Genomic DNA, 22,019 nt, shown 5'->3' with positions numbered 1-22,019 from the left:
GTTGCAGGAGTAGAGGCAAGCGATTGCAAAAATCCTGGCAGGGTCGCACGCAGCAACCTCACGCTTGACAGATGGAACGCTACCTATTTAGTAGCAAGGATGCCTATGAGCCGAACACCCAAACCCGGGAGACCTGTCCGAGGCTCGCGGACGGGCGTCCCTGTCATGGCGCTACTGGACCTGTTGGGGCGACGCTGGACATTGGGCGTTCTGTGGAATCTCAGCAAAGACGGATCCTGCACGTTCCGCGAACTGCAGGAACGTTGCGAATCGATCTCGCCTACGGTTCTTAATTCGCGCCTGAAAGAACTGCGCGAAGCAGGCCTGGTCGAGCATTCGCACGAGGGTTATCGCGCTACACCGACCGGACATGAACTTTATGCGCTTCTTGTTCCTCTTGGTGTTTGGGCGAAGAAGTGGGCAGCGAAGTTACCGGCGTAAGTCATTCCCGGGATAGTGACAACGGAGCGCACCAAGCATGCGGCCCCGTCGGATCAAGCGGTCCGGTACTGCTCGATCGGGCTCAGATCGGGCTCGATTCCCGATCCCGGCTCATCGCCCAAGGTCACGGTTCCGTTCGTCACGTCGATGAGCGGTCCGCAAAGTCGGTCGCGCAGCACATTGTCGTTTGAATCGACTTCCAGCAGACCGTCGCCACCGATCCCGGCAAGCAGATGCGCCGATGCGAGCAGACCAATTCCGCCGCCGAGATAGTGCGGGCAGAAGGTCTTGCCCGATGCCAGGATGTCGCGCGCGATACCTAGGCACATGCTCAGGCCACCCCATTTGGCGATGTCGGGCTGGACGACGCGCAATACGTTGTCACCGAGCGCTTGCTCAAACCCCGCGCGGCTCGCGATGTTCTCTCCGGCCGCCAGCGGGATGCCGACGTTCTCACGGAGCTCCTGCCATTCCCGCCACGGCCGATCGGCACGGATCGGCTCTTCCAGCCAGGCAAGATCGAACTCACGGAGATGCGGCGCAATCTCCAGCGCACGGGCCAACGACCAGCCCTGATTGGCATCCGCTGCCAGCACGCCGTCGCCCACCAGATCGCGTAGCGACGCCAGATTGGCGCGATCTGTCGCCAGTTCGAAGCCGATCTTCAGTTTCAGTGCGCGATGCCCGCGCTTGATGGCTGCTTCCGCCACCTGCCGCGAACCGGTCGGATTAATTCCGCTGGCGTAGACCCTTATCGTCTTGCCGTTGCCACCAAGCAACCGCCACAATGGCAGCTTCCGCCGCCGCGCGAACAGATCCCAAATTGCAAGATCAATTCCGGCTATCGCCTGCGCGAACGGACCGGGCTCGCCGGATTGCAGTGCCAGCACGGCTGCGCCCTGTGTCAGGGCCTCGAAGATTTCCTCGGGGGCGCTGACTGTGCGCCCGCATGTCGCGGGCGCCAGAACCTCGTTGACGAGTCGCATTCGATGTTCGGCTCCGACCGATGGAAAGTTTGACCAAATCTCGCCCCAGCCGGCATTGCCGTCAGTGTCTTCCACGCGAACGAATACCGCCGGCCGGTCAAGCATCTTGCCGAAGGAGGTAACCACCGGCGTCGACAACGGGTAACGATAGCAGAAGGCCTGCACGCTACGGACGGTGAATGGTTGCGACGTCATGTCAGGAACCGAAAATCAATATGCTCGCGCGAAATCACCTTCCTGCCTGATTTCGCTGAAGCCGGGAAAGCGCGCTGTCCAGGCCTTTGCTTTGGCCTTGGTGAGTGTGTTGAGCCGTTCGAGCACGCCGACACCGTCCTTGCGAAGGCTGGCGGCGACTGCGGCGCGATCGGGGAAATGGCTGCGCACGGCATCCAGCCAGATCGTGCGGCCGGCCAGAAAGCCGCCGGCGCCGGCGGCGTAGGCGAAGTCCAGCACGCGCTCGAATTTTTCCGGTGCCGCACCGCCTGACAGCAGCACCCAGGGGATGTTGCGTTGGCGACAGATGTCGCCGATTGCATCGAACTCCTTCTGCGCAGCCTTGGACGCAGCGCTTCCGTCGCGCGGCGGCAGGCTGTTGGCCGCAAGCGGACTTTCGAGCTTCAGCAGATCGACGCCATATTCGGGCTTCGCAAACTCCTGCACGCTATCGATGACAAGCTTCGGCAGCTTGCCCGGCGATTCCACATAGTCGGCGGTGTGGTTGGCGCTCCCGAGGAAGGGGTATACCAGCAGCTCGAGCACATAGGGGATGTCGTGACGGGCGCAGTCCTCGCCGACCGACCGCACGAAGCGCTTCTGATGTTCGTTGACGGCCGGATCGGCATCTGGCCGGTACCAGGCGAGCACTTTCACTGCATCGCCGCCGATCGCGCGGATCTTCTCCACGCTCCAATCGGTGATGGCCCGCGACTTGCGGCCACCCGGAGTTTCTTCGACGCGATGCTCCTCCAGCGTCATGATGAGGCCGCAGCGGGCCGGCAAGAGGTCGATGGCCGCAGGTACCGCAAAATTCGGATCAAACAGCATCGAGCTGCAGTGTGGCGCCAACGCCTCGACCAGCAGCCGCTTGGCCGCGGTTACATCGGCATACTCTACCTGGTCCCTGGTGATACCTTTCGCCTGGGCTATGGCATCAAACAGCGGCGGCCGCTGGTCGAGCGCGACCATGCGAAAGTGCCCTTCCGCATCGGCCAGGCGCGCAAGCCCACGGTTCTTTCCAATTGTTCTCATTGGTTCGTCCTCATGAATGCAAGACAATTTTCGATCGAGGGAATTCCGGCGCGTCCGCCCGAATGCTCACATTTCAACGCCGCCGTGGCGGCAGCGAACTGCATCGCGTCGCGCACGGCGAGACCCATACCGATCGCAAAGGCATAGGCGCCGTGAAAGACGTCGCCGGCACCCGTCGTGTCCACGACGCTAACGCGGAAGGCGGCCTGCTTTTGCAGGCTGCCATTTTCGTACCAACTCACCCCTTCATGTCCGCGGGTGACCGCGACGATGCGGCAATTGAAGCGCGCCATTTTGGCCAGCGACGCGTCGTCGGCCGACCCAAGGAAGGCCGCAAGCGCCGGTTCGGAGAATACGGCGTGATCGGTGAGCGGAAGCAGGCGCTCGAATATGGCGGCTTCGGCGACATCGCCGTCGAGGACGGTCGGAATGCCCAGTGCACGCGCCCTACCGAACAGGGCAACGGCTCCCTCCGGCCAGCGCGGATCGGCCAGTACGGCGGAAGCGCCTGCAACGGCATCGAGCGGCAGCCAATCCGCTTGCTCGGGATACGACCCTCGAAAATTCACGATCTGCCGCTCACCGGACTTGTCGACGATCACGCCCGATACGGATGAGCGGCCTTCCGGAAACAGTTTGAAATTCGCAACATCAATGCCTTCGGCTGATAGCGCTGACCGCATCTCATGCCCGGCGGCGTCATCGCCGCCACGGCCCCAGAAAGCAGCGGATCCACCGAGGCGCGCGATGGCGACCGCAGCGTTTGCGGCCATGCCACCGCCCAGTGTGGAATAGTCGAGACTCCTGATCTTTTCGCTTTCGCCTGAAAACCTTTGGTCGACGCGCCAGATCTGATCAAGCGCCGAGAGGCCGAGGCAGATCACACGCGCGCGCTTTGCTTTGGAGGCCATGTCGGACAAACTCGTCCGCAGCGCGGGATTGGTGTGCTCGTTCACCGCAGCACCTGGCCACTGGTGCTGTCGAACAGATGCGTCCTGCCGGGCTGCGGGCGCAGGTTTAGGCGATCGCCGACCTTCGGCCGCAGCGAGGGATCGACCCGCGCGATCGCCGATGCGCCGGCCAGGTCGAAATGAATCAACGTATCCGAGCCGAGCGGCTCGACCAGATTCACCGTCACCGCTGCGGCTCCGGCGGCATCTGCCGTCACCGAAAAATGCTCAGGACGGATTCCGAGTACGCCATGGCCGGCTTTGCGCAACAGATCGCGGCTTTTCGCATCGAGCGGCGCTTCAGTGCCGGCCTGCGAAAAGACGATCTGTTCCCCCCGCAGCTCCACCGGAAAGAAATTCATCGCCGGCGAACCAATGAAGCCGGCGACGAATTGGTTGGACGGCCGCTCATAGACCGTTTCCGGCGCGTCGTATTGCTGAACCGTGCCGCTCTGCATCACCACGATGCGGTCAGCCATGGTCATGGCTTCGATCTGGTCGTGCGTGACGAAGACCATCGTGGTCTTGAGCTGCTGCGACAGCGCCTTGATTTCGGCGCGCACCTGCCCGCGCAGTTTGGCGTCGAGGTTGGATAGCGGCTCGTCGAACAGAAAGGCTTTTGGATTGCGCACGATCGCGCGCCCCATCGCCACTCGTTGCCGCTGGCCGCCTGACAATTCCTTCGGCTTGCGGTCGAGATAGGGCTCGATGTGCAGCAAGGCCGCCGCGCGCTTGACCCGTGCATCGATCTCGGCCTTCGGCGTACCGCGCAGTTCGAGCGCAAAGGACATGTTCTCGTAGACCCGCATGTGCGGATACAGCGCGTAATCCTGAAACACCATGGCGATATCGCGCTGGGCGGCGGGAACGCCGTTGACGCGATTGTCGCCGATATAGAGCTCGCCGGCGCTGATCGGTTCAAGGCCGGCGATGATCCGCAGCAAGGTCGACTTGCCGCATCCGGACGGGCCGACGAAAACGACAAACTCGTGGTCCGCAATCTCGAGATTGAGATCGGGAATGACGGTGAAGTTGCCGTAGCGCTTGACGAGATTGCGGATCGAGATCGAGGCCATGACCGCTAGTCCAGCGCCAGTACGGGCTTGATCAATTCGCCCTGGGCGAACCGCGCAAAGTTTTCAGGCAGGGCCGAGAGCCCGAATTCGCCGTCGACCAGGACGCGATATTCCTCCTTGTACTGGCGCAGCAAGGCCACGTTCGGCTCGAAATCGCCGATCGGGAAGTAGAACGTGCGGATCATGTAGAAATCCTTGCGCCGGAACACCTTGCCTTCCTCGATCGTCCATGGCGCGGCGTTCTCGCCAACCAGCACCAATGCTCCGCGCGGCAAGACGAGCTCGATGCCGAGGTTGCGGGCCGCATGCGCGCCCGAACATTCCATGATCAGCGCAAATCGCCTCGACGTATCGCCGACCGGGTGCGCCTTTGCGCCGAAGGACTGCGCGATCTTGAGGCGCGCCGCATTGGGATCGGCGACGTGAACGTCGCGATAGCCGAGGCCGCGGAGCGCCAGCACCACGCCGAGCCCAACGGGCCCGGCGCCCATCACCAGAACCGGCCCCGCCTCTTGCGGCGGCACAATACGGCTGACAAAACGCACGGCATGACCCGACGTGCCGATCACGTCGAGCAGAAGCGGCGCCAGGCTGTCCTCGATGTCGTCAGGTACCGGAAGCAGGCAATTTTCCGGGACCGGCACGTATTCGGCATAACCGCCCGGCCTGTTCCAGCCGATCAGGCTCGATATCTCCAGGCACATCTGCGTATCGCCGCGTTGGCACGCCGCACAGCGGTCGCAATGCAGCGGGATGTAGACGGCGCAACGTTTGCCGTGCATGGGATGGTCGGGCTGCTCGACCACACCGAAGATCTCATGGCCAGCGGTAAACTCGGCGCCCTTGTGCCAGAGCTTGAAATCAGAGCCGCACAGCGCGGTTCGCGAGACTCGCACCAGCACCTCGCCGGCCGCTACTTCCGGCATTGCGATGCGCTCGATGGTGATGCGGTCGCCGCCGTGGAACACGGCAGCCTGCATGATCGAGTTGGGTAGCGGAACGACGTTCATCCAATCCCTAGCCTTTCACTGCGCCAAGCGTCAGTCCGGATACCAGCCAGCGCTGAACCAGCGCCGCCAAAATCAGCGGTGGCAGCGCAATCAGCGTCGCCGCGGCCATCAACGCGCCCCATTGCGTCGATCCCTCGCCGATGAAATTGAATGCTGCTGCAATCAGCGTCTTGCTGTCGCCGTTCGAGAGCACCAGCGCAAACAGGAAGTAGTTCCAGGAAAACACAAAGGCCAGGATGGATGCCACCGCGACGCCGGAGGCGACCAGCGGCAGCGCGATCCGCCAGAGGATGCGCGTGACGCTGCAACCATCGACCTGTGCTGCCTCAAAGACGCTGCGCGGGATGCCGTCGAACGACGGCAACAGCACCCATATGACAATCGGAAGCGTGATGACGGCATGGCTCAGGATGAGCGCAGTGTAGGAGCCGATCATGCCGACCTGGCGGAACATCACGTACCACGGCAGCAGGAACAATGTGCCGGGCGCCATCCGCGCCGCCAGCGTCAATATCGCCGGCCATGAAATGCGCGTCCACGATACCGCAAACGCCGCGGGAATCCCGAACAACAGGCCAAGGGCGGTCGAGCCGATGGTGACGATCAGGCTGTTGATTGCGTAGCTCAGGAAGGGCGTCGTTTTCGTAAGCTGCGCATAATTTTCCAGCGTCGGCGCGAATATCAGGGTCGGCGGATAGGCGGTCACCTCGAATGACGGCTTCAGCGAGGACAGCACCATCCAGAGCGTCGGCGTCAGCACGATGATGCCGGCGACCACGAGCTGAAGCAGGTTGAGGCGGCGGATCCAGGCATCGGTGATCGGTGCGTCGGTCATGGCTTCACCTCACCAGGCCACTGCGCCACGCAGGCGGTTGAATGCCAGCACGGCGCCGAACACGATCGCGGTCAATGTCAGCATCAGCGCGCTCGCATAGCCGATGTTGAAGAACTCGAAGCCGACCCGGAAACCGTAGATGTTGAGCGTGTTCGACGCATTGCCGGGGCCGCCTTGGGTCGTGATGTAGATGATGTCGAAGAAGCGCAGCAGATCGACACTGCGCAGGATCGTCGCCGTGACGATCGTCGGCAACAACAGCGGCAACGTGATGCGCTGGAAGGTCTTGAACGCCGAGGCGCCATCGATTTGCGCCGCCTCGTAAACGCTCGCCGGCAGCGACTGCAGACCTCCCAGTACGATTAGCGCGACATAGGGCGTCCATTGCCAGGTGTCGATCAGCGCAACCGTCGGGATCACCCAGACCGGCGAGGCCAGCCACTCCGACGGCGGCAACCCGAGGGATTGCAGGATGTAGTTAGCGGCGCCGAGCGACGGATCGAGGATGACGAGCCACATCATGCCGGCGACCACCGGCGGCATCATGAATGGCGAGATGAAGAGCGAGCGTACGATGCCCGGAAGGCGTTTGGCGTGAAACAGAACCAGCGCCAGCCACACCCCGAACACGAGTTGCAGCACCAGCGAGAGAACATAGAGCGCAATCGTCACCCACAGCCCGTGCCAGAATTCGGTATCGGCGGCCAGCCTTGAATAATTCGCCAGACCAACGAAGGACTGCTTCCCGGTGGAGGAAAAGCTGTGCAGCCCGAGCCAGACCGTATAGACGACCGGGAACGCAATCATGGCGACGGTGAAAATCACTGCCGGCGCCGAAAGCGCGGCCAACTCCAGCCTCTGCCGATCTTCAGTCAATGTGGCGGCAGCCTCGGACATGCCTGCATGTTTTCCCGGATTTAATCTGGAATCGAAAGGCGTCGACCGCAGCAATGCGGCCGACGCGGTTTGGACTACTTCTGTGCGATCAGGGCATCGAGCCCTTTGTCGGCATCGGCGCAGGCCTGATCGACGGTCTTTTGCTTGAGGATCAAATCCTGCACGGCCTGACCGATGAATTCGCGCGACTCCGGATTGGCGACAATGGGATAGCCGACCTCGGATGAGCCTTTCGCAGCCAGGACATCGAGCGCGGCCTGCCACTGCTTGCGCACCGGCTCTTCCTCAATCCACTTGCGATACGCGGGATCGTTGGCAACTGCAGAGCGCGGCGGCGCAATCCCCTGCAGCGCCATGCGCTTCTGAATCTCCGGGCTCGTTGCCCATTGCACGAAATACCAGGCAGCCTCGGGCTGCTTGCTGTGGGCGGAGACGGCCAAGCCCCAGCCGATCGCTGTCGGGACCTGGCCCGCATCGCCGGCCGGGAACGGGACAAGCGCGGTGTCCTTCAGCCGCTCGCCGCCATCCATCACGGTGCGCAGCTCGTTCGAGGATTCGAATGACATGGCCGCGCGGCCGCTGCGATAGAGCGCCGAAATCTGCTGAAAGCTGTAATTGACGACGCCGGGCGGTCCATAGTCCCTGAGCAGGCTGCTGTAAGTCTCGAGCGCTTCCTTGCCCTTGGCCGAGCAGAGATTGGACTTGCCATTGGCGATGTAATTGCCGCCGATATTGTGCAGCACGTTGCTGAAGGTATAGGCGATCGCAGGCTTCAGGCCGCGCGAGACGAACGGCGTGATGTTGGCGTCGCACGCCTTCAGCTTCTTCGCCGCCGGCTCGATGTCCTTGATGGTCGCGGGCGGCTCGACGCCGCATTTCTTGAGGATGTCGGTTCGATAATAGAGGATCGGCCCTTCGATGTTCATCGGCATGCTCGTAAGCTTGCCCTCGAAGGTCGCCGCCTTCAACAGAGCCTGGCTGAGACCTGCATAGTCGTAGTCGCCGGCAACCGCGCCCTTGGTCATGGGCGTCAGATTGGCGTACCAGCCGGCGGCAGCGAATTGTGGGCCTTCGCGCGACGGCAAGGACATGAACACGTCGACCTCGTCGCTGCGTGCGTTCATCACGGTCACCAGGCGCTGGCGCATCTGCTGCTCCTGATAGCCGTCGACCTTCAGCGTGATGCCGGTGAGCTTCTCGAAATCAGCCTTGTGCGTCAGCAGCGCCTGCGACACCGGATTGTTGTTGGCGAGGAAGGTAACGGTCTTGCCCTGGAATTTCTTCCAGTCGAAATCAGCGGCGCAAGCTACCGAGGCAGCGTTACCGGTCGCGACAAGGGCAAGCGCAAGGTGTGCCACAAAGGCTCTGGCTTTCATCGGTCTCCTCCCTGATGGGGCTGACGCCCTCGTTCCGGCTCAACCGGATTTTCCTTGAAAACGGTTACATACTAGACCGATGAAGTTGGCTGTCAAGTTGGTGCAAAATACAACTTTGAAGGCAAATATCGATGGACTTTCCACCCGCTATTCGCCATCCTTGCATTTGTAACGTTACATCCAGATGCCGACCGACATGGTGATGGAAAGATCCGCAAAGCAGGGAATTCGCGCGGTGGCGGCCGAGGCCGGCGTGTCGACCGCCTCGGTATCGCGCGCCCTCAACAACCCGGACTCGGTGAGCGCGCCGTTGCGGGCGCGCATTGCGCGCGCCGTCGAGACAGTCGGCTATATTCCGCACGCACCGGCACGCGAGTTGTCGTCGCGCCGTTCACGCACGCTTGGTGCGATCGTCCCGACTATAGACAACACCATGTTCGCGCGCGGCATCGCCTCGCTGCAAAAGTATCTCTCTTCCGTCGGCTACATGCTGTTTCTGACCACGAGCGGCTACGACCTCGATGCCGAACTGGAGCAGGCGCGCAACCTCGTCAGCCGTGGCGTCGACGGCCTGGTGCTGCGCGGCGACTGCCATCACGACGGCTTGCGCAAGATGCTTGCCGACTACTCCGTGCCCTTCATCAACGTCGGCATCTATCGTCCCGACCGGCCGTATCCCTGTGTCGGCACCGACAATGAAGCCGCCGCGCACCGCGCTGCCTTGCATGTGATCGAACTCGGCCATCGTCGAATCGGGATCGTGTCCGCACTCCAGCGTAATAACGATCGGGCGAGCGCCCGCGTCGCCGGCTTTCGCCGCGCGATGGCCGAACACGGCATCGAAATGCCCCCGCAATGGCATGTCGAGGTTCCCTATACGCTGGACGATGCGCGCGAAGCCGCCCGCTACCTGCTTGGCCTCAAGGACCGGCCGACGGCGGTGGTCTGCGGCAATGACGTTATCGCCTATGGCGTGCTGCTGGAGGCCGAACGCAGCGGATTTTCGGTACCCGACGATCTGTCGGTGGTCGGCTTCGACGACCTCGACTGGAGTCGGCATTTGCGCCCCAGCCTCACGACCATCCATGTACCGACTGGAGATACCTGGCAGCGCGCCGGCGAGTATCTCGTGCGTCACCTCGCGGGCGAGCAGACCATCATGCATCACGAAGTCGACTATTCGCTGATCGTCCGGGAGTCGACCGCATCGCCGACGCGATCGTCCAAATAGCAAGGAACAATCCGATGAACGCTCCCTTCGCGCTGGCTCCGGGATTCCACGCCGTGGTGATCGGCGGCGCCGGCGATATCGGCGCTGCCATCGCCAACCTGTTCTGCGAGCTCGGCGCGACGGTAACCGCCACCGGCGTCGACGAGACCGATATCGCGCGCACCGTGCTGCGGCCCCGGCCGGGATTGCAGTTGGCTCCCCTCGATATCACCAATGACGAAGCAGTCGCATCGTTGGCAGGCCGACAGGCACGCGTCGATGCGCTGGTCAACTGCGCCGGTATATTGGCGCGCGACAAGGAATTCGAGATCGAGACCTTCACAAAGGTGCTCGATGTCAACCTCATCGGCACGTTCCGCACCTGCATGGCCTTTCGGGCCGCGCTTGCCGACACCAAAGGTTCGATCGTGAACATCGCGTCGATGAACGCGACGCTCGCGCTGCCGCGCATCCCCGCCTATTGCGCGAGCAAGGGCGGCGTCGTCATGCTGACCAAGGCGCTGGCACTGGCCTGGGCGGAAGAAGGCATCCGCGTCAATGCAGTCGCGCCGGGCTACATCGAGACGGCGATCAATGCAGCAGGACGATCCGATCGCGCGCACTACCAGCGCATTGCCGATCGTACGGCGTTCAAACGGTGGGGACAGCCGGAGGACATTGCCGGGGCCGTCGCATTTCTCTGCATGCCGGCGTCGCAATATGCAACCGGCACAGTTGTCGCCGTCGATGGCGGATTTCTCGCGGGCTGAGGGCGATATTCCGGTCGAGAGAAGAAAACCCTACCCCGGGGCGGCAGCGGAAAACGCGCTTCCACGCCGCTACCACAAAAGGCATTCCTCTACCCTTGCTTCCGCGCGGCTATTGGCGACATTAGCCTCAGCGAAACGGAAGCTACCATGATCCAGCCTGCATTCGATCCCTTTGGAGAGCCGGTTCCGGCGGTCGTTCCTTCGACCTCACCGGTACGCGCGTCCAAATGGCTGAAATCGGCCGGCGTAAGCTTGTTCTGGGGACTTGTCGGCGTCATCGTGCTGGCGCGTGCGGTCTTCTTCGAGCCGGGCGACCTCAGCTTCGAGCGCGCCGTCGCGTGGACGCAGAGCTTGCTCGCCTCGCTTTAATATCCTGCCGGCATGCGCTGTACGGGCTGAGTTGCCCGGACGTCCCTATCCAATGATCCGTTCGAACGCGACCGCAGGATTGCCTTGAACCGCGAGTTGATCTGATCGTCATTGGTCGCCACCGGGGCGACGGCCACGCCGACGCCTGCAAATACAGGTTGAGGGATATAACCTCTCTGTATGGGCACAATCCGAAAATGGACTAGCGAGCCCGCGTGGTCCGGCGCATAAATTATTCTCCAAGGAGGATAAGTGCCGCCACCCCAAAGCAGTTCTGACGACGCAAAGCCACGGCCCGGCATGCTCGGTCGCGGCCTGGCTCTCATTCCCGGTATCGCGCTCTGCGGCATCATCACCGCCGTTTCGCTCGGCGCGCAACGCCTCGAAGAGCACGTCTTCATCCATCCATACGTCGAGGCGCTGGTCATCGCGATCCTGCTCGGGATGGCGATTCGCACCGTCTGGCAGCCATCCGAACGCTGGCTTTCCGGCATTGCCTTCAGCGCCAAGCAACTGCTCGAGGTCGCCGTCATGCTGCTCGGCGCGTCCGTCAGCTTTGCCGCAATCGCGGCCTCCGGTTATCTCTTGGTCGGCGCAATCGTCGCCACCGTCGTGGTGATGCTTGCGGTGAGCTTTAGCCTCAGCCGTATGCTCGGGCTTCCTACGAAAATGTCGATCCTGATCGCCTGTGGCAATTCGATCTGCGGCAACTCGGCAATCGCCGCCGTCGCGCCAGTGATCGGAGCCAACAGCGACGACGTCGCCTCGTCGATCTCCTTCACCGCCATTCTCGGCGTGTTGATGGTGCTGGGCCTGCCGCTTTTGATTCCCTTGCTTGGCCTGTCGGCGACGCAGTACGGCATTCTGGCGGGCCTTACCGTTTATGCCGTTCCGCAGGTTCTGGCGGCGACCGTGCCCGCGGGTATCGTCAGCACGCAAATTGGCACGCTCGTCAAGCTCGTGCGCGTGCTGATGCTGGGACCGATCGTGGTCGCCCTCTCGCTGGTCGCGGCGCGCCGCCGCAAGCTCCACGCCGATCAAGCGAAGGTCGCCGCCATCAGCCCATTCAAGCTGGTGCCCTGGTTTATCATCGGCTTTCTGGTGCTCGCAGCCTTGCGCTCGCTCCACCTCGTGCCGGATCTGGTGGTTGCGCCGGTGACGAAGACGGCGGCTATCCTGACCGTCCTCTCGATGGCTGCGCTTGGCCTTGGCGTCGACGTACGCGTGCTCTCGACCGTGGGCGGAAGAGTCACCGCCGCGGTCACGCTGTCGCTGCTCCTCCTGCTGGGCCTGAGCATCGGGCTCGTCCACCTGTTCCGGTGACCATGTGGCGCGCAGCTCCGTAGATGGTACCATGATTATGGCCGAGGGGGACGGCGGGCCACGGAGCAACGATGAGGCAGACGATACGGTTCTGCACGTCCCGCGACGGAGTACGCATTGCCTTTGCCACGGCCGGCCATGGACCACCCATTGTTCGCGTGAATAACTGGTTCACGCACCTCGAGATCGATTGGGATAGTCCGGTCTGGCGACACTGGCTGGAGGCATTCGTGCAGCAGCGCACGCTTATCCGCCACGATCCCAGAGGCTCGGGCCTTTCCGACAGGAACGTGACGGATTTCTCCCTGGATGCCTGGGTGGCAGACCTCGAAGCGGTAGTCGATGCTGCCGGCCTGCGCCGGTTCCCGCTCTTTGGATTGTGCCAGGGCGGCTCAGTTGCGATTGCCTACGCGGCACGCCACCCGGACCGGGTCAGCAGGCTCATCCTCTACAGCGCCTATCCGCACGGTGCCTATGTCGACGGTGCAGCAGAGAAAACTGCCAGGCAGGCCCAGACACTCGCGCAGATGATCGAGATCGGTTGGGGCCGGAATGCCGGAGCGTTCCGCGAGGTCTTTGCCAATCTCCTGATGCCGGACGGCGGCAAGGAGCAGCTCAAATGGATCGGCGAGCTGCAGCGGCGCAGCGCCTCGCCTGAGACCGCTTGCCGGCTCTGGAATGCCTTCCACGCCTTCGACATACGTGCTGAGGCGGGCAAGGTGAGCGTGCCGACACTCGTCTTTCACGTTCGCGGCGATGCGATGGTGCCGTTCGAGGCGGGTCGACAGGTTGCGGGGATGATCCCGAATGCCCGGTTCGTGCCGCTTGAGAGCAATAACCACATTCTGCTTCCGTATGAGAAAGCCTGGTCTGAATTCCGCAAAGAGCTCGACGACTTCCTCAAGGCTGATGAGCCTGTCCAGACAGTCGCGACCAGCGAGTTGTCCGGTCTGACGTCACGCGAAAGGGAGATACTGGACAGCGTCGCCCGCGGGCTCAGCAACGGTGAGATCGCGAAGCTGCTGCGCATTTCCGAGAAGACCGTGCGAAATCACTTGACGACGATCTTTGCCAAGCTCGGCCTTGCTAGCCGCGCGCAGGCGATCGTCACCGCGCGCGAGGCCGGCCTCGGCCGCAACTGAACGGGACAAACGTCCCGAGTCGACGCCTTTCACCGAAAAATAATCCGCATCGATGGGACTGGCGCCTCATGCACCCTCACCTGCCTTGCGGCATGGTTCGCATCATCGCCAACATACATGGGAGCGGCCCGATGAGCGCAAGCACGATCGATATGGTAACGCCGCGTCAGGAGCCTCTGCGCCGACGCTATCGCGAGAAGCCGGAACAGGCGCAGATCGCAGATCACGCACGGGCTGCAAACATAGACCGGGATCCCTTCCATGGTGCGGTCGTTGCAGGCGATGGTGAGGTCTCGCTGGGTTTCGGCATCCACCGAGCCATTGGCGGCGACCATGATCTGCTGAATCCGGGCGACATGCTGTGTGCAGCGCTGGCCGCCTGCCTGGACTCCACGCTTCGGATGATCGCGGCGCGCATGGGAGTAGCACTCAAGACTCTGGCGGTCGAGGTGAGGGCCTTCGCCGACGTGCGCGGCTGTCTGGTGGTGGATCGTCAGGTCCCCGTCGGTTTCCAGCGGATCGATGTCGACGTGCTCATCGAGGCCGACGAACACACCGATCCGGCGCAGATCAGTCACCTTGCATCAACCGCCGAGCGGTGCTGCGTCGTCTTACAGACCTTGCGTAGCGACATCGCGGTGGACACGAGATTCCGCGGACCGGCACCCATTGCGTCCGCTGAATGAGCCGCGTCGAGAGCGGCGATCCAAAACGTGAACTTGGAACAGGAGCAACAGACCATGCCACTCGTCGATATTCACGTCATTCGCGACGTTTTCACACCGGCCCAGAAGCAACAGTTGATCGAGAAGGTGACCGAAGCGATGGTCGCCGTAGAGGGCGAGAACATGCGCGGCGTCACCTGGGTGAAGATCAACGAGGTCGCAAGCGGCGACTGGGCGATCGGCGGAGAGAGGTTGACGTCCGAAAAGGTGAAGGCCATCGCTGCCGGACGGGCGGCATAGCCGACGGGCCACGGTGCCCTTACAGGGAAAGACGGTGTCCAGGAGCGGAACCCTCCGCGGCTCTATCACGCCATGGTGCTTGCCGATCCACACGACTTCCGCGAGGATGTCAAAGCTTGGTCGGCAAGCGAACCCGATACCGGCTTGTGAAGGCCTCCCGGATCGAGGCATCAGCTTCCCCGACCATGAAGCTTTTCCGTCTCCCAGCACCAGTTTGCCTTGAGCGAGGTGACACGATGACCTCACCTGTTTCGCAAACCTTGATCGACGCTGCGAGGGCCTACGAGGCCCTGTTCGTTCCGGCACTCTTTCAGCAATGGGCGCCGATGGTGGCAGATGCCGCCAGGATTGAGCGCGGCGATCGCGTTCTGGATATTGCCTGCGGCACCGGCGTTCTGGCGCGCGAGGCTGCAAGGCGGACCGGAAGCTCAGCTCGTGTCGCCGGGCTCGATCCAAACGCAGGAATGCTGGCCGTGGCGCGGGACCTCGCGCCTGGCATCGACTGGCGCGATGGAGCGGCGGAGGCGCTGCCGTTTCCGGATCGTTCGTTTGATGTCGTTGTCTGTCAATTCGGTCTGATGTTCTTTTCGGATCGCGACAAGGCGGTCCGGGAGATGCTGCGCGTGATGGTGCCTGGCGGCAGGTGCGCCGTCGCAGTTTGGGATGTCATCGAGCACGCCCCCGCATTCGCTGCCCTCGTGGACCTGCTGGATCGCGTCGCTGGAAAGCCCGCCGGTGACGCGCTTCGCGCACCGTTTGTGCTGGGCGACAGGCAGGGGCTCGCCGCGTTGTACAAGGGTGCCGGAGCCAGCCTGGTAGATCTTACGACCCTTAACGGTACGGCGCGGTTCCCTAACATACGCGAATTCGTGGAGGCGGAACTCAGGGGGTGGCTGCCCGTCATGGGAGTTGTGCTGCCGGAGCCGCAGATCAATCGTATCTTGGCAGAGGCGGAATCAATCTTCGCTCGCTATCTCACGGCCGATGGACTTGCTTTCGGCATATCGGCGCATCTCGCGACCTGCAGACGACCTTAGGCGGCGAAGGATCACGACACCGCTTCGCTGAAGGAGCAGATCATGGCTTTGGGGCGCGCGCGCCGGCGACTGGGTCGACATACAGGAGGGCTCGCTCCGCGCTGCCTTCGAAGCAACAGCTCGCCGCTGCGATGCGACCTCACGCGGGCCACCCTGTGGGCGAACTGACCTCGGCCGCCTGGCGGCGTCGCTACGACTGCAAATCACTTCAAGTGCAGAACTTCACTCATCCAATTTCTTGCTCAGTTCAGGATTGAGCTTGTTCCGATCGACAGACTGATAGAACGTGATGGGTCTGCATTTTCCATCGAAATCCGCGAGGACAATGGCCGTCCACGGGCTACTGTTCTCGCCCGAACCGTTGCGGAGGTCCGGCATGACCTTGCGAGCAGCAATCACATACCAAGCGCGACCAGCCGCTGCGGCCTTCGCAGCCGCCGCGAACTCATCCAATATTGCGCGCAGATTTTTTCGCATTTCTTCTTCACTGTCCCCGCGCAGGTATTTTCGAGACGACTTTCCCGCCTCTCCGTATTCATGATGAATGTTCAACTGCAGTCGGGCATCATCCACTTCGATCTTGGTGACCTGTATCGCGGCTCCGCCTTCGCGAAGATAGTCTCGCACCCGGACGTCGCAGGCAAAAAATCTGTCCGTGGGTGGCTGAGCGACGCTAGCGGCAGGGGGGACCGCGGTCTTCTTTTTTCGAGGAGCGGCATCCGCAGGCATCGTGGCGGTGGCGCTGAAGAGCGCCGCGGCAAGCACGACCGGGAAAAGGGCATTCATGAGTGCGCTGCCAATGCTGTGCTTCTAAAACGCACTGGCGGCAGCGTTGGTTCCGCTGCCGGGAGCGGTGCTGAACGGCCCGAGAAGCGGCCGGGGCGCGCGCCATTGCATGTTTGCGCTCAGCCGTAGATGATCTCTTCTTTGGCTATGGCGATGTAATCGGCTGCACAGGCTTGAGCCGACCGGATGTTGTCGAGGTAGCTCGAAAGACTAATCCCGACATGCGCATCGCCATGCACCGGCGGTACCAGAGGTCCCGACTGGCTTTTCCTGAATGACCGGCATCTCACCGCGGCCAAAGCGAGCTAGCGGGAACTTTTTCCTCAAAACAGCCTTGTTTAATATTGTCCTACAATAAGGGACCTTACGGAGGCGGTTTTCGACCGTCGGCAGGTCATGGACTCGATTCTCATCAAGATCTTCGCCACGGCGCTTGCCTTCAGCCAGGTCACCACTCGTCCGGATGGGGTCAAGACGGAGTTCGATGCGGTGCACGACCGCTCCGAGGTGGCGCAGCTTTTGAGTGCCGGCTGCGCCCACATGCGCAAGGCTTTCGACATCGAGGACATCAACCTGGACGATCTGATTGCCACTGCCATGGATGACAAGGAAGCGTTGAGCGGCGAGATCAAGGCGCTCAAAGGACTGAATCTGGCCGACCTCCACGTGGCCTACAGGGAGTTCTGCAAGGTCGAAAAAGTGGAAGGATCTCCGGTCGATCTCGGTCAGGTGATCGCTTTCTACAACAGCGCGGTCAAGGATCTGCCCGATGCTGGGCAGCTTAAAGACCTCAGGCTTCCCGGCACCAGCGTAATCCTCGATAACAAGAGCCAGCGCGTTGCCGAGATTTACGCGCCGAATAATCGCCGCATCTGGGTCAAGCTTGCGGATATCCCGGAAGCGGTACGCAACGCATTCATCGCCGCCGAGGACAAGCGCTTCTTCCAACACTCCGGAATTGACGAGCGCGGACTGGTCCGCGCCTTCCTCGGCAACTTCACGAAGCCGGGCCGGCCGCAGGGCGGCTCGACCATTACGCAGCAGGTCGCCAAGAACCTGCTGGTGGGCAACGACGTCACTTACGAAAGAAAACTGCGCGAAATGATCGTTGCCTCGCGGATGGAGCGTGCCCTGACCAAGGCGGAAATCCTCGAGCTCTATCTCAACTCGATTTATCTCGGTCGCGGAGCCTGGGGCATCGAGATGGCGGCGCGCAGCTATTTCGGTAAACCAGCCAAGGCGCTCTCCGCAGTCGAGGGCGCGCTGCTCGCCGGGCTCGCCAAGGGACCGAACTACTTCAATCCCGACCGCCACCCTGAGCGTGCGCGCGAGCGCCTTGCTTACGTGCTGCGCCGCATGCAGGACGACGCCGTGATCGACGCCGCCGCGGCGCAAGCGGTATTGCCGCAGCTCGTCGAGTACCGGCCGACGCGACGGGACTTCGCCTTTCACTTCGTCGATCACATCGCCCGCGAGGCAAAGGCGGTCGCGGGCCTCGATACTCTCACCAATTCCTCCTACACGGTGCACTCGACCGTCAACTCGGCCTTGCAGCGCGTAGTCGAAGCAACATTGCAGGAGGGCCTCGCGCGATACGAGCTGAACACCGGTCGTTACAAATTTGAGGGACCCGAGGCGAACATTTCGGATGCTGTCCGTGCGGCTGACCCGAGGGCCACGGAACCGGCTTGGCTCGCGGCGTTGAAGACGACGCGGCTACCGCTCTATGACGTTCATTGGCAGTCGGCGGTCGTCCTGGAGAATGCGCGTGGCAAGCGCGGCCATGCGATCCGCGTCGGTCTGACCGACGGAAGCGTCCTGCCGCTGAACACCTGGAGCGCGGCGATCGGGCGCGGTCTCAAGCCGTACGACGTGGTCTATGTGCAGGTGCGCGAAGCCAAGGGTAAGCAAGCGGCGCGTGCCGATCTGCGCATTCGACCGACCGTGCAGGGAGCGGCGCTCGTACTCGGGAACGAAACCGGCCGCATTCTAGCGATGGCGGGCGGCTTTTCGTATCCGGCAAGCCAGCTCAACCGCGCCGTCCAGAGCCAGCGGCAACCCGGCTCGACCTTTAAGCCGCTGACCTACCTCGCCGCCCTTCGGAAGGGATTGCAGCCCAACACGCTGGTGATGGACGAACCCATTACGCTGGCACCGATCGGCGCGACGGGCTACGCGCGCCAGCGCGGTTTCTGGTCGCCGAAGAACTACGACGGCGGCGCTTCGGGCGCCATTACACTGCGGCGTGCGCTGGAAAACTCCCGGAATCTCGCCACCGCGCAACTGCTCGCCACCGGCCTCGACGAAAGCGCCGAGCGAGGCCTCGACCGAGTCTGCGAGCTCGCGATGGAAGCGCAGCTCTACAAGGAATGCATGCGCTACTACCCGTTCGTGCTCGGTGCCCAAACTGTGCGGCTCATCGACCTTGCGGCGTTCTATGCAGCGATCGCCAACGAAGGCGCACGGCCCCAGCCGCATGCGATCGAAACGATCGAACAGGACGGCCGCGCAATCTACCGGCACGATCCGCGTGCGGTGGACTGGATCGGCTTCGCCGACCGCGCATCGTTTTACCAGTTGAAATCAATGCTGCAGGGCGTGCTCGCACGCGGAACCGCGCGCGCGGCGAAGCATCTGTCGCCCTATGTCGGCGGCAAGACTGGCACCACTGATAATTCGGCCGATGCCTGGTTCGTCGGTTTCACAAATGACGTCACCGTCGCCATCTGGGTCGGCTACGACAACAGCGACGGCGGGCGCCGTACCCTTGGGCCCGGCCAGACCGGGGGGAAAGTGGCGCTGCCGATGTTCGAGCCGATCGTGCAGGCAGCCTGGGGGCTGCATGCTCCCAAGACGGCATTGAACGGCCCTTCACGCGAAGCCATGCGCCAGCTCGCTACTCTGTCGATCGATCCCTATACCGGCGATCCTGTACCGGCCGGCTCCGGGCGCGCTTTCACCGAGTACTTCAAGAGGGATCCGGCGGGCAGAATCGATGATTCGCAATTTCGGATCGTCTCACGTGCAGAAAGCTACACCTATCGCGGCGGTCGTGACGAAGACGACGGGCCATTCCAGCAGTGGTCCCACGGCAATCGCCTTTACGGCGATAACCGTCTGCCCTTTCCTTTCCCAGCCTGGCGTCTTGATCCGCGCGGATATCCCTCCTGGCGCGAATATCCCGATGACGAGGACCGCCTCCCGCGACCGCCGCTCCGAGTCGATCCCGATTATTTCTGGCGGCGGCTGAATTGAGCATTGACATGAGCCTCCACCGTGCCGCTGTCCTCATCGCTGCCTGCGTGGTTACTTGCAACGGCGCGGCCGCGCAGGAATTCCAGCTCGAGGACGTGCCGGCAGCCGCCAGCGTTCCGATCGAACAGATCAAACCGCGCACGGTCATCTTCGCCGACCAACGCAACGACAAGCTCGCCGATTCCTCGACCGGGCTCATTCCTTTCGACGATTGGGCCCGCTCACGTCCGGTTCAGCGGCGCTTCCTCTCGCTCTTCCCGAGCTTCGTTGAGCCCACGCTCAAACAACAAACGAAGCTGAAGCTCTCGGTCTACCAGGCGGAGGCGCGGTTTCGACTAACAAGACCGGCAGCGGCATTGGATCTGTCGCGGTATGCGAATGTCGCGTTCCTCGAGCAGATCGATCCGGCAGTCAAGCACCGGACGATCACGGCCGCCGATGCTGTTCCCAACAAGGACGCCGGCGCCGCGCACAACCGTCCGCCGGATCGCCGCTGGTGCGAGGACGCAAACGCGATCTGCGTGCAGTCCCGCTACATGTTCGAAGGGAAAATTCCGGCAGGCATTCAGCTTGCCAACAAGCTGCGCGAGGAGAGCAAAAAGCCGATTCCGGATTTCATCGAGTTCCAGAGTGAGATCATGTTGGTCACGCAGCCGCACCTTGCCGAGCTGCCGAGCCTGACCGGGCTCGACTCCACAGTCACCAGCGCGCTCGAGCAGAACATCTTTTGGGTCAACCAGGTCATCCAGTTCGGCAAGCTGCTTGCGGTTCTGCAACAGCATCCGACCGAGCGGGAAGCCGCCATCGCGACGGTCTACATCCTGATTGCGGTCAGGAACGACGTGCTGAACAAGCAAAAGGAATACAGCAATACACCCATGCTGCGAAACCTCGTGCCCGCGCAACTGCTCATGGGCAACAGCTCCTTCAACAGCGGCGATTCGCTGAGCGCCGGCCTGCCGAAATACGCCAGAAGCCGCATCAAGGCGATCGCCGACATCATGGAGCGGGAATAAGCAGAGCGTGTGCGGCGGCGAAATGGCTGGCAAACCGGGCCAGCGGCAAGACTCCTGCCCACCACCGCTTGCAATGGCAAGGGAGCCTCGACATACGCGCTCCCGAAAATATCGAAAACAACCCCATGCAAAGTAGCAGGCGGCCGCCGGCATTCGAGAAAGCAACTTGACACGTCGGGCAAATCAGCGGCATTTCTTCATTATCCCGCAATCTTGTAGACGCCCGTCGCCCCGCAATAGCGGGCGCATCGGTTGCGATTGCGGCTCCAATCCTCACCCACATTTGAAATGCACCGGACCGCCGCAGCGAACGATCGCCTGCGCGTGGCCGAACCCCGCGCTTGCCGCGCGTGCCAGGGAATCTCGACATGAACACCGCTTCTGACGTCACTATGCCAACGACGATCGCCGCAACCGACCAGACCAAAGCTGCCGCCGCCCCGCGGATAAAGCTTCTGTCGCACGGCTTCTCCATCGACCATCCAGACCCGGAGCTCGGCGAACAGCTCATGGCTGATACACTGGGGGTCGCCGACCGCGAAGCGATGCATGGCATTCTCCGACAATTGGTAAAGGCCAGTGTGAGCGGCGAGAGTCCTGACGAGGTCAGCCTCTCCTTCATGATTTCGATGGTGAAGAGCATCAAGCCCAGGGATTCCGTCGAGGCCATGCTGGTGGCGCAGATGGTCTCCGTTCATGTGATGGCGATGCGATGTGCCCATCACCTTGCGAATGCGGACGATCTCGCTCAGCACGACAGTGCCGCGCGCGCATTGGGCCGGCTCGCCCGCACGTTTCCAGCCCAGATCGAGGCGCTCAACCGCTACCGGAGCCATGGCGAGCCGGCCATCACCGTGCAGAACGTATCGGTCGGGGACGGCGGCAAGGCCATTGTCGGCAACGTCACGCAGCATGCGAGCGTGATCGTTTCGGACAAAAAGCCGACATCCGCGGCGCGGAATGCGCCGAAGGCCTCGGGCTCCAGGCGAAGGCGCACTTCCGCTGATGCCAAGCGGGAAGCACAGGCATGAGCGATCACGCCCGCAATACCGGCCCGATGCTGGCGAGCCCACGCTGTGGCGCCAAAACCCGCACCAGTGGCGCGTGCCGTTCGCCGGCGGTGTACGGCAAGAAGCGCTGCCGCATGCACGGCGGCGCACAGGAATCCGGCGCGCCAAGGGCAAACCAGAACGCGCGCAAGCACAGCCTCTTCACCAGGGATGCGATCGCCGAGCGAAGGCAGATTCAGGTGTTGTTGGGTGAAGCGCGGAAGCTGCTGGAAGAGATGAAGTGATACCGCTTTGCCCATTCAGTCACGCCAAGGATC

General features: G+C 62.4%; 22 protein-coding genes. 13 read left to right on the top strand and 9 right to left on the bottom strand.

Annotated features, from left to right (window positions below; all coding sequences use genetic code 11):
- Positions 1-165: 165 nt before the first annotated feature.
- Positions 166-441, top strand: coding sequence for a winged helix-turn-helix transcriptional regulator (locus tag LMTR13_RS05255; protein WP_335622065.1), 276 nt, complete (start codon positions 166-168; stop codon positions 439-441).
- A 53-nt stretch (positions 442-494) separates the two neighbouring features.
- Here the strand turns inward: LMTR13_RS05255 and LMTR13_RS05250 are convergent, their stop codons facing one another.
- From LMTR13_RS05250 to LMTR13_RS05215, 8 genes are all read right to left on the bottom strand, one after another.
- Positions 495-1,622: a mandelate racemase/muconate lactonizing enzyme family protein gene (locus LMTR13_RS05250; protein ID WP_065726959.1), complete on the bottom strand. Its 1,128-nt coding sequence runs from the start codon at positions 1,620-1,622 to the stop codon at positions 495-497.
- A gap of 15 nt (positions 1,623-1,637) precedes the next feature.
- Positions 1,638-2,675, bottom strand: coding sequence for a tagatose 1,6-diphosphate aldolase (locus LMTR13_RS05245; RefSeq protein WP_065726958.1), 1,038 nt, complete (start codon positions 2,673-2,675; stop codon positions 1,638-1,640).
- Entirely contained in the window at positions 2,672-3,586 is a 915-nt protein-coding gene (locus tag LMTR13_RS05240) for a sugar kinase (protein WP_065732444.1), read from the bottom strand. Before LMTR13_RS05240 ends, LMTR13_RS05245 begins: the two co-directional genes overlap by 4 nt.
- Before the next feature lie 41 nt (positions 3,587-3,627).
- On the bottom strand, positions 3,628-4,701 hold the full coding sequence (locus tag LMTR13_RS05235; protein WP_065726957.1) for an ABC transporter ATP-binding protein: 1,074 nt from the start codon (positions 4,699-4,701) through the stop codon (positions 3,628-3,630).
- 5 nt (positions 4,702-4,706) lie between these two features.
- The gene (locus LMTR13_RS05230) at positions 4,707-5,711 is read right to left on the bottom strand and encodes an alcohol dehydrogenase catalytic domain-containing protein (protein WP_065726956.1); all 1,005 of its coding nucleotides are present in this window, start codon (positions 5,709-5,711) and stop codon (positions 4,707-4,709) included.
- A gap of 7 nt (positions 5,712-5,718) precedes the next feature.
- Positions 5,719-6,546: a carbohydrate ABC transporter permease gene (locus LMTR13_RS05225; RefSeq protein ID WP_028351095.1), complete on the bottom strand. Its 828-nt coding sequence runs from the start codon at positions 6,544-6,546 to the stop codon at positions 5,719-5,721.
- A gap of 9 nt (positions 6,547-6,555) precedes the next feature.
- Positions 6,556-7,443 (bottom strand): carbohydrate ABC transporter permease, encoded by an 888-nt coding sequence (locus LMTR13_RS05220; protein WP_065726955.1) that lies wholly within the window; start codon positions 7,441-7,443, stop codon positions 6,556-6,558.
- A gap of 74 nt (positions 7,444-7,517) precedes the next feature.
- Positions 7,518-8,819, bottom strand: a complete 1,302-nt coding sequence (locus LMTR13_RS05215; RefSeq protein ID WP_065726954.1) for an ABC transporter substrate-binding protein — start codon at positions 8,817-8,819, stop codon at positions 7,518-7,520.
- Between the two features lie 202 nt (positions 8,820-9,021).
- Between LMTR13_RS05215 and LMTR13_RS05210 the strand changes: the two genes are divergently transcribed.
- The 8 genes from LMTR13_RS05210 to LMTR13_RS05175 all read left to right on the top strand — a co-directional run bounded on the left by LMTR13_RS05210 (position 9,022) and on the right by LMTR13_RS05175 (position 15,635).
- Positions 9,022-10,050: a LacI family DNA-binding transcriptional regulator gene (locus LMTR13_RS05210; RefSeq protein WP_236843284.1), complete on the top strand. Its 1,029-nt coding sequence runs from the start codon at positions 9,022-9,024 to the stop codon at positions 10,048-10,050.
- 14 nt (positions 10,051-10,064) lie between these two features.
- Positions 10,065-10,799 carry an SDR family NAD(P)-dependent oxidoreductase gene (locus tag LMTR13_RS05205; protein ID WP_065726953.1) on the top strand — a complete coding sequence of 245 codons (735 nt, stop codon included), beginning with the start codon at positions 10,065-10,067 and terminating at the stop codon, positions 10,797-10,799.
- Between the two features lie 147 nt (positions 10,800-10,946).
- On the top strand, positions 10,947-11,168 hold the full coding sequence (locus LMTR13_RS05200; RefSeq protein ID WP_065726952.1) for a hypothetical protein: 222 nt from the start codon (positions 10,947-10,949) through the stop codon (positions 11,166-11,168).
- Between the two features lie 300 nt (positions 11,169-11,468).
- A complete protein-coding gene (locus tag LMTR13_RS05195) occupies positions 11,469-12,491 on the top strand; it encodes a YeiH family protein (RefSeq protein ID WP_065726951.1) in 1,023 nt (340 codons plus the stop codon).
- Between the two features lie 230 nt (positions 12,492-12,721).
- The gene (locus LMTR13_RS05190) at positions 12,722-13,633 is read left to right on the top strand and encodes an alpha/beta fold hydrolase (protein ID WP_197521007.1); all 912 of its coding nucleotides are present in this window, start codon (positions 12,722-12,724) and stop codon (positions 13,631-13,633) included.
- 131 nt (positions 13,634-13,764) lie between these two features.
- A complete protein-coding gene (locus LMTR13_RS05185) occupies positions 13,765-14,319 on the top strand; it encodes an OsmC family protein (RefSeq protein ID WP_065732442.1) in 555 nt (184 codons plus the stop codon).
- A 54-nt stretch (positions 14,320-14,373) separates the two neighbouring features.
- Entirely contained in the window at positions 14,374-14,598 is a 225-nt protein-coding gene (locus tag LMTR13_RS05180) for a tautomerase family protein (RefSeq protein ID WP_065732441.1), read from the top strand.
- A 236-nt stretch (positions 14,599-14,834) separates the two neighbouring features.
- Entirely contained in the window at positions 14,835-15,635 is an 801-nt protein-coding gene (locus tag LMTR13_RS05175) for a methyltransferase domain-containing protein (RefSeq protein WP_065726949.1), read from the top strand.
- 222 nt (positions 15,636-15,857) lie between these two features.
- On the opposite strand, the gene LMTR13_RS05170 is transcribed toward LMTR13_RS05175, so the two are convergent.
- A complete protein-coding gene (locus tag LMTR13_RS05170; RefSeq protein ID WP_065726948.1) occupies positions 15,858-16,421 on the bottom strand; it encodes a hypothetical protein in 564 nt (187 codons plus the stop codon).
- Positions 16,422-16,817: 396 nt separating this feature from the next.
- Between LMTR13_RS05170 and LMTR13_RS05165 the strand changes: the two genes are divergently transcribed.
- The 4 genes from LMTR13_RS05165 (at position 16,818) to LMTR13_RS05150 (ending at position 21,986) form a co-directional block, all read left to right on the top strand.
- Complete coding sequence (locus LMTR13_RS05165) at positions 16,818-19,676, top strand: penicillin-binding protein 1A (RefSeq protein ID WP_065726947.1); 2,859 nt, start codon at positions 16,818-16,820, stop codon at positions 19,674-19,676.
- Positions 19,677-19,684: 8 nt separating this feature from the next.
- Positions 19,685-20,692 (top strand): hypothetical protein, encoded by a 1,008-nt coding sequence (locus LMTR13_RS05160; RefSeq protein ID WP_065726946.1) that lies wholly within the window; start codon positions 19,685-19,687, stop codon positions 20,690-20,692.
- 368 nt (positions 20,693-21,060) lie between these two features.
- On the top strand, positions 21,061-21,723 hold the full coding sequence (locus tag LMTR13_RS05155; RefSeq protein ID WP_065726945.1) for a hypothetical protein: 663 nt from the start codon (positions 21,061-21,063) through the stop codon (positions 21,721-21,723).
- The gene (locus LMTR13_RS05150; RefSeq protein WP_065726944.1) at positions 21,720-21,986 is read left to right on the top strand and encodes an HGGxSTG domain-containing protein; all 267 of its coding nucleotides are present in this window, start codon (positions 21,720-21,722) and stop codon (positions 21,984-21,986) included. The genes LMTR13_RS05155 and LMTR13_RS05150 overlap by 4 nt, the downstream gene beginning before the upstream one ends.
- Positions 21,987-22,019 lie beyond the last annotated feature (33 nt).

Source organism: Bradyrhizobium icense, assembly GCF_001693385.1.
In the GTDB taxonomy this organism is placed as follows: Bacteria; Pseudomonadota; Alphaproteobacteria; order Rhizobiales; family Xanthobacteraceae; genus Bradyrhizobium; species Bradyrhizobium icense.
The sequence above is the reverse complement of the archived record's forward strand: the minus strand, read 5'-3'. Positions and strand labels throughout refer to the sequence as shown.

Bases quoted from the DNA above. Each gene is read 5' to 3' on its own strand.
- LMTR13_RS05245 (WP_065726958.1), bottom strand. From the start codon at position 2,675: ATGAGAACAATTGGAAAGAACCGTGGGCTTGCGCGCCTGGCCGATGCG.
- LMTR13_RS05155 (WP_065726945.1), top strand. From the start codon at position 21,061: ATGAACACCGCTTCTGACGTCACTATGCCAACGACGATCGCCGCAACC.
- LMTR13_RS05230 (WP_065726956.1), bottom strand. From the start codon at position 5,711: ATGAACGTCGTTCCGCTACCCAACTCGATCATGCAGGCTGCCGTGTTC.
- LMTR13_RS05210 (WP_236843284.1), top strand. From the start codon at position 9,022: ATGGAAAGATCCGCAAAGCAGGGAATTCGCGCGGTGGCGGCCGAGGCC.
- LMTR13_RS05240 (WP_065732444.1), bottom strand. From the start codon at position 3,586: ATGGCCTCCAAAGCAAAGCGCGCGCGTGTGATCTGCCTCGGCCTCTCG.
- LMTR13_RS05175 (WP_065726949.1), top strand. From the start codon at position 14,835: ATGACCTCACCTGTTTCGCAAACCTTGATCGACGCTGCGAGGGCCTAC.
- LMTR13_RS05255 (WP_335622065.1), top strand. From the start codon at position 166: ATGGCGCTACTGGACCTGTTGGGGCGACGCTGGACATTGGGCGTTCTG.
- LMTR13_RS05205 (WP_065726953.1), top strand. From the start codon at position 10,065: ATGAACGCTCCCTTCGCGCTGGCTCCGGGATTCCACGCCGTGGTGATC.
- LMTR13_RS05225 (WP_028351095.1), bottom strand. From the start codon at position 6,546: ATGACCGACGCACCGATCACCGATGCCTGGATCCGCCGCCTCAACCTG.
- LMTR13_RS05170 (WP_065726948.1), bottom strand. From the start codon at position 16,421: ATGAATGCCCTTTTCCCGGTCGTGCTTGCCGCGGCGCTCTTCAGCGCC.
- LMTR13_RS05165 (WP_065726947.1), top strand. From the start codon at position 16,818: ATGGACTCGATTCTCATCAAGATCTTCGCCACGGCGCTTGCCTTCAGC.
- LMTR13_RS05215 (WP_065726954.1), bottom strand. From the start codon at position 8,819: ATGAAAGCCAGAGCCTTTGTGGCACACCTTGCGCTTGCCCTTGTCGCG.
- LMTR13_RS05250 (WP_065726959.1), bottom strand. From the start codon at position 1,622: ATGACGTCGCAACCATTCACCGTCCGTAGCGTGCAGGCCTTCTGCTAT.
- LMTR13_RS05180 (WP_065732441.1), top strand. From the start codon at position 14,374: ATGCCACTCGTCGATATTCACGTCATTCGCGACGTTTTCACACCGGCC.
- LMTR13_RS05195 (WP_065726951.1), top strand. From the start codon at position 11,469: ATGCTCGGTCGCGGCCTGGCTCTCATTCCCGGTATCGCGCTCTGCGGC.
- LMTR13_RS05150 (WP_065726944.1), top strand. From the start codon at position 21,720: ATGAGCGATCACGCCCGCAATACCGGCCCGATGCTGGCGAGCCCACGC.
- LMTR13_RS05185 (WP_065732442.1), top strand. From the start codon at position 13,765: ATGAGCGCAAGCACGATCGATATGGTAACGCCGCGTCAGGAGCCTCTG.
- LMTR13_RS05235 (WP_065726957.1), bottom strand. From the start codon at position 4,701: ATGGCCTCGATCTCGATCCGCAATCTCGTCAAGCGCTACGGCAACTTC.
- LMTR13_RS05200 (WP_065726952.1), top strand. From the start codon at position 10,947: ATGATCCAGCCTGCATTCGATCCCTTTGGAGAGCCGGTTCCGGCGGTC.
- LMTR13_RS05220 (WP_065726955.1), bottom strand. From the start codon at position 7,443: ATGTCCGAGGCTGCCGCCACATTGACTGAAGATCGGCAGAGGCTGGAG.
- LMTR13_RS05160 (WP_065726946.1), top strand. From the start codon at position 19,685: ATGAGCCTCCACCGTGCCGCTGTCCTCATCGCTGCCTGCGTGGTTACT.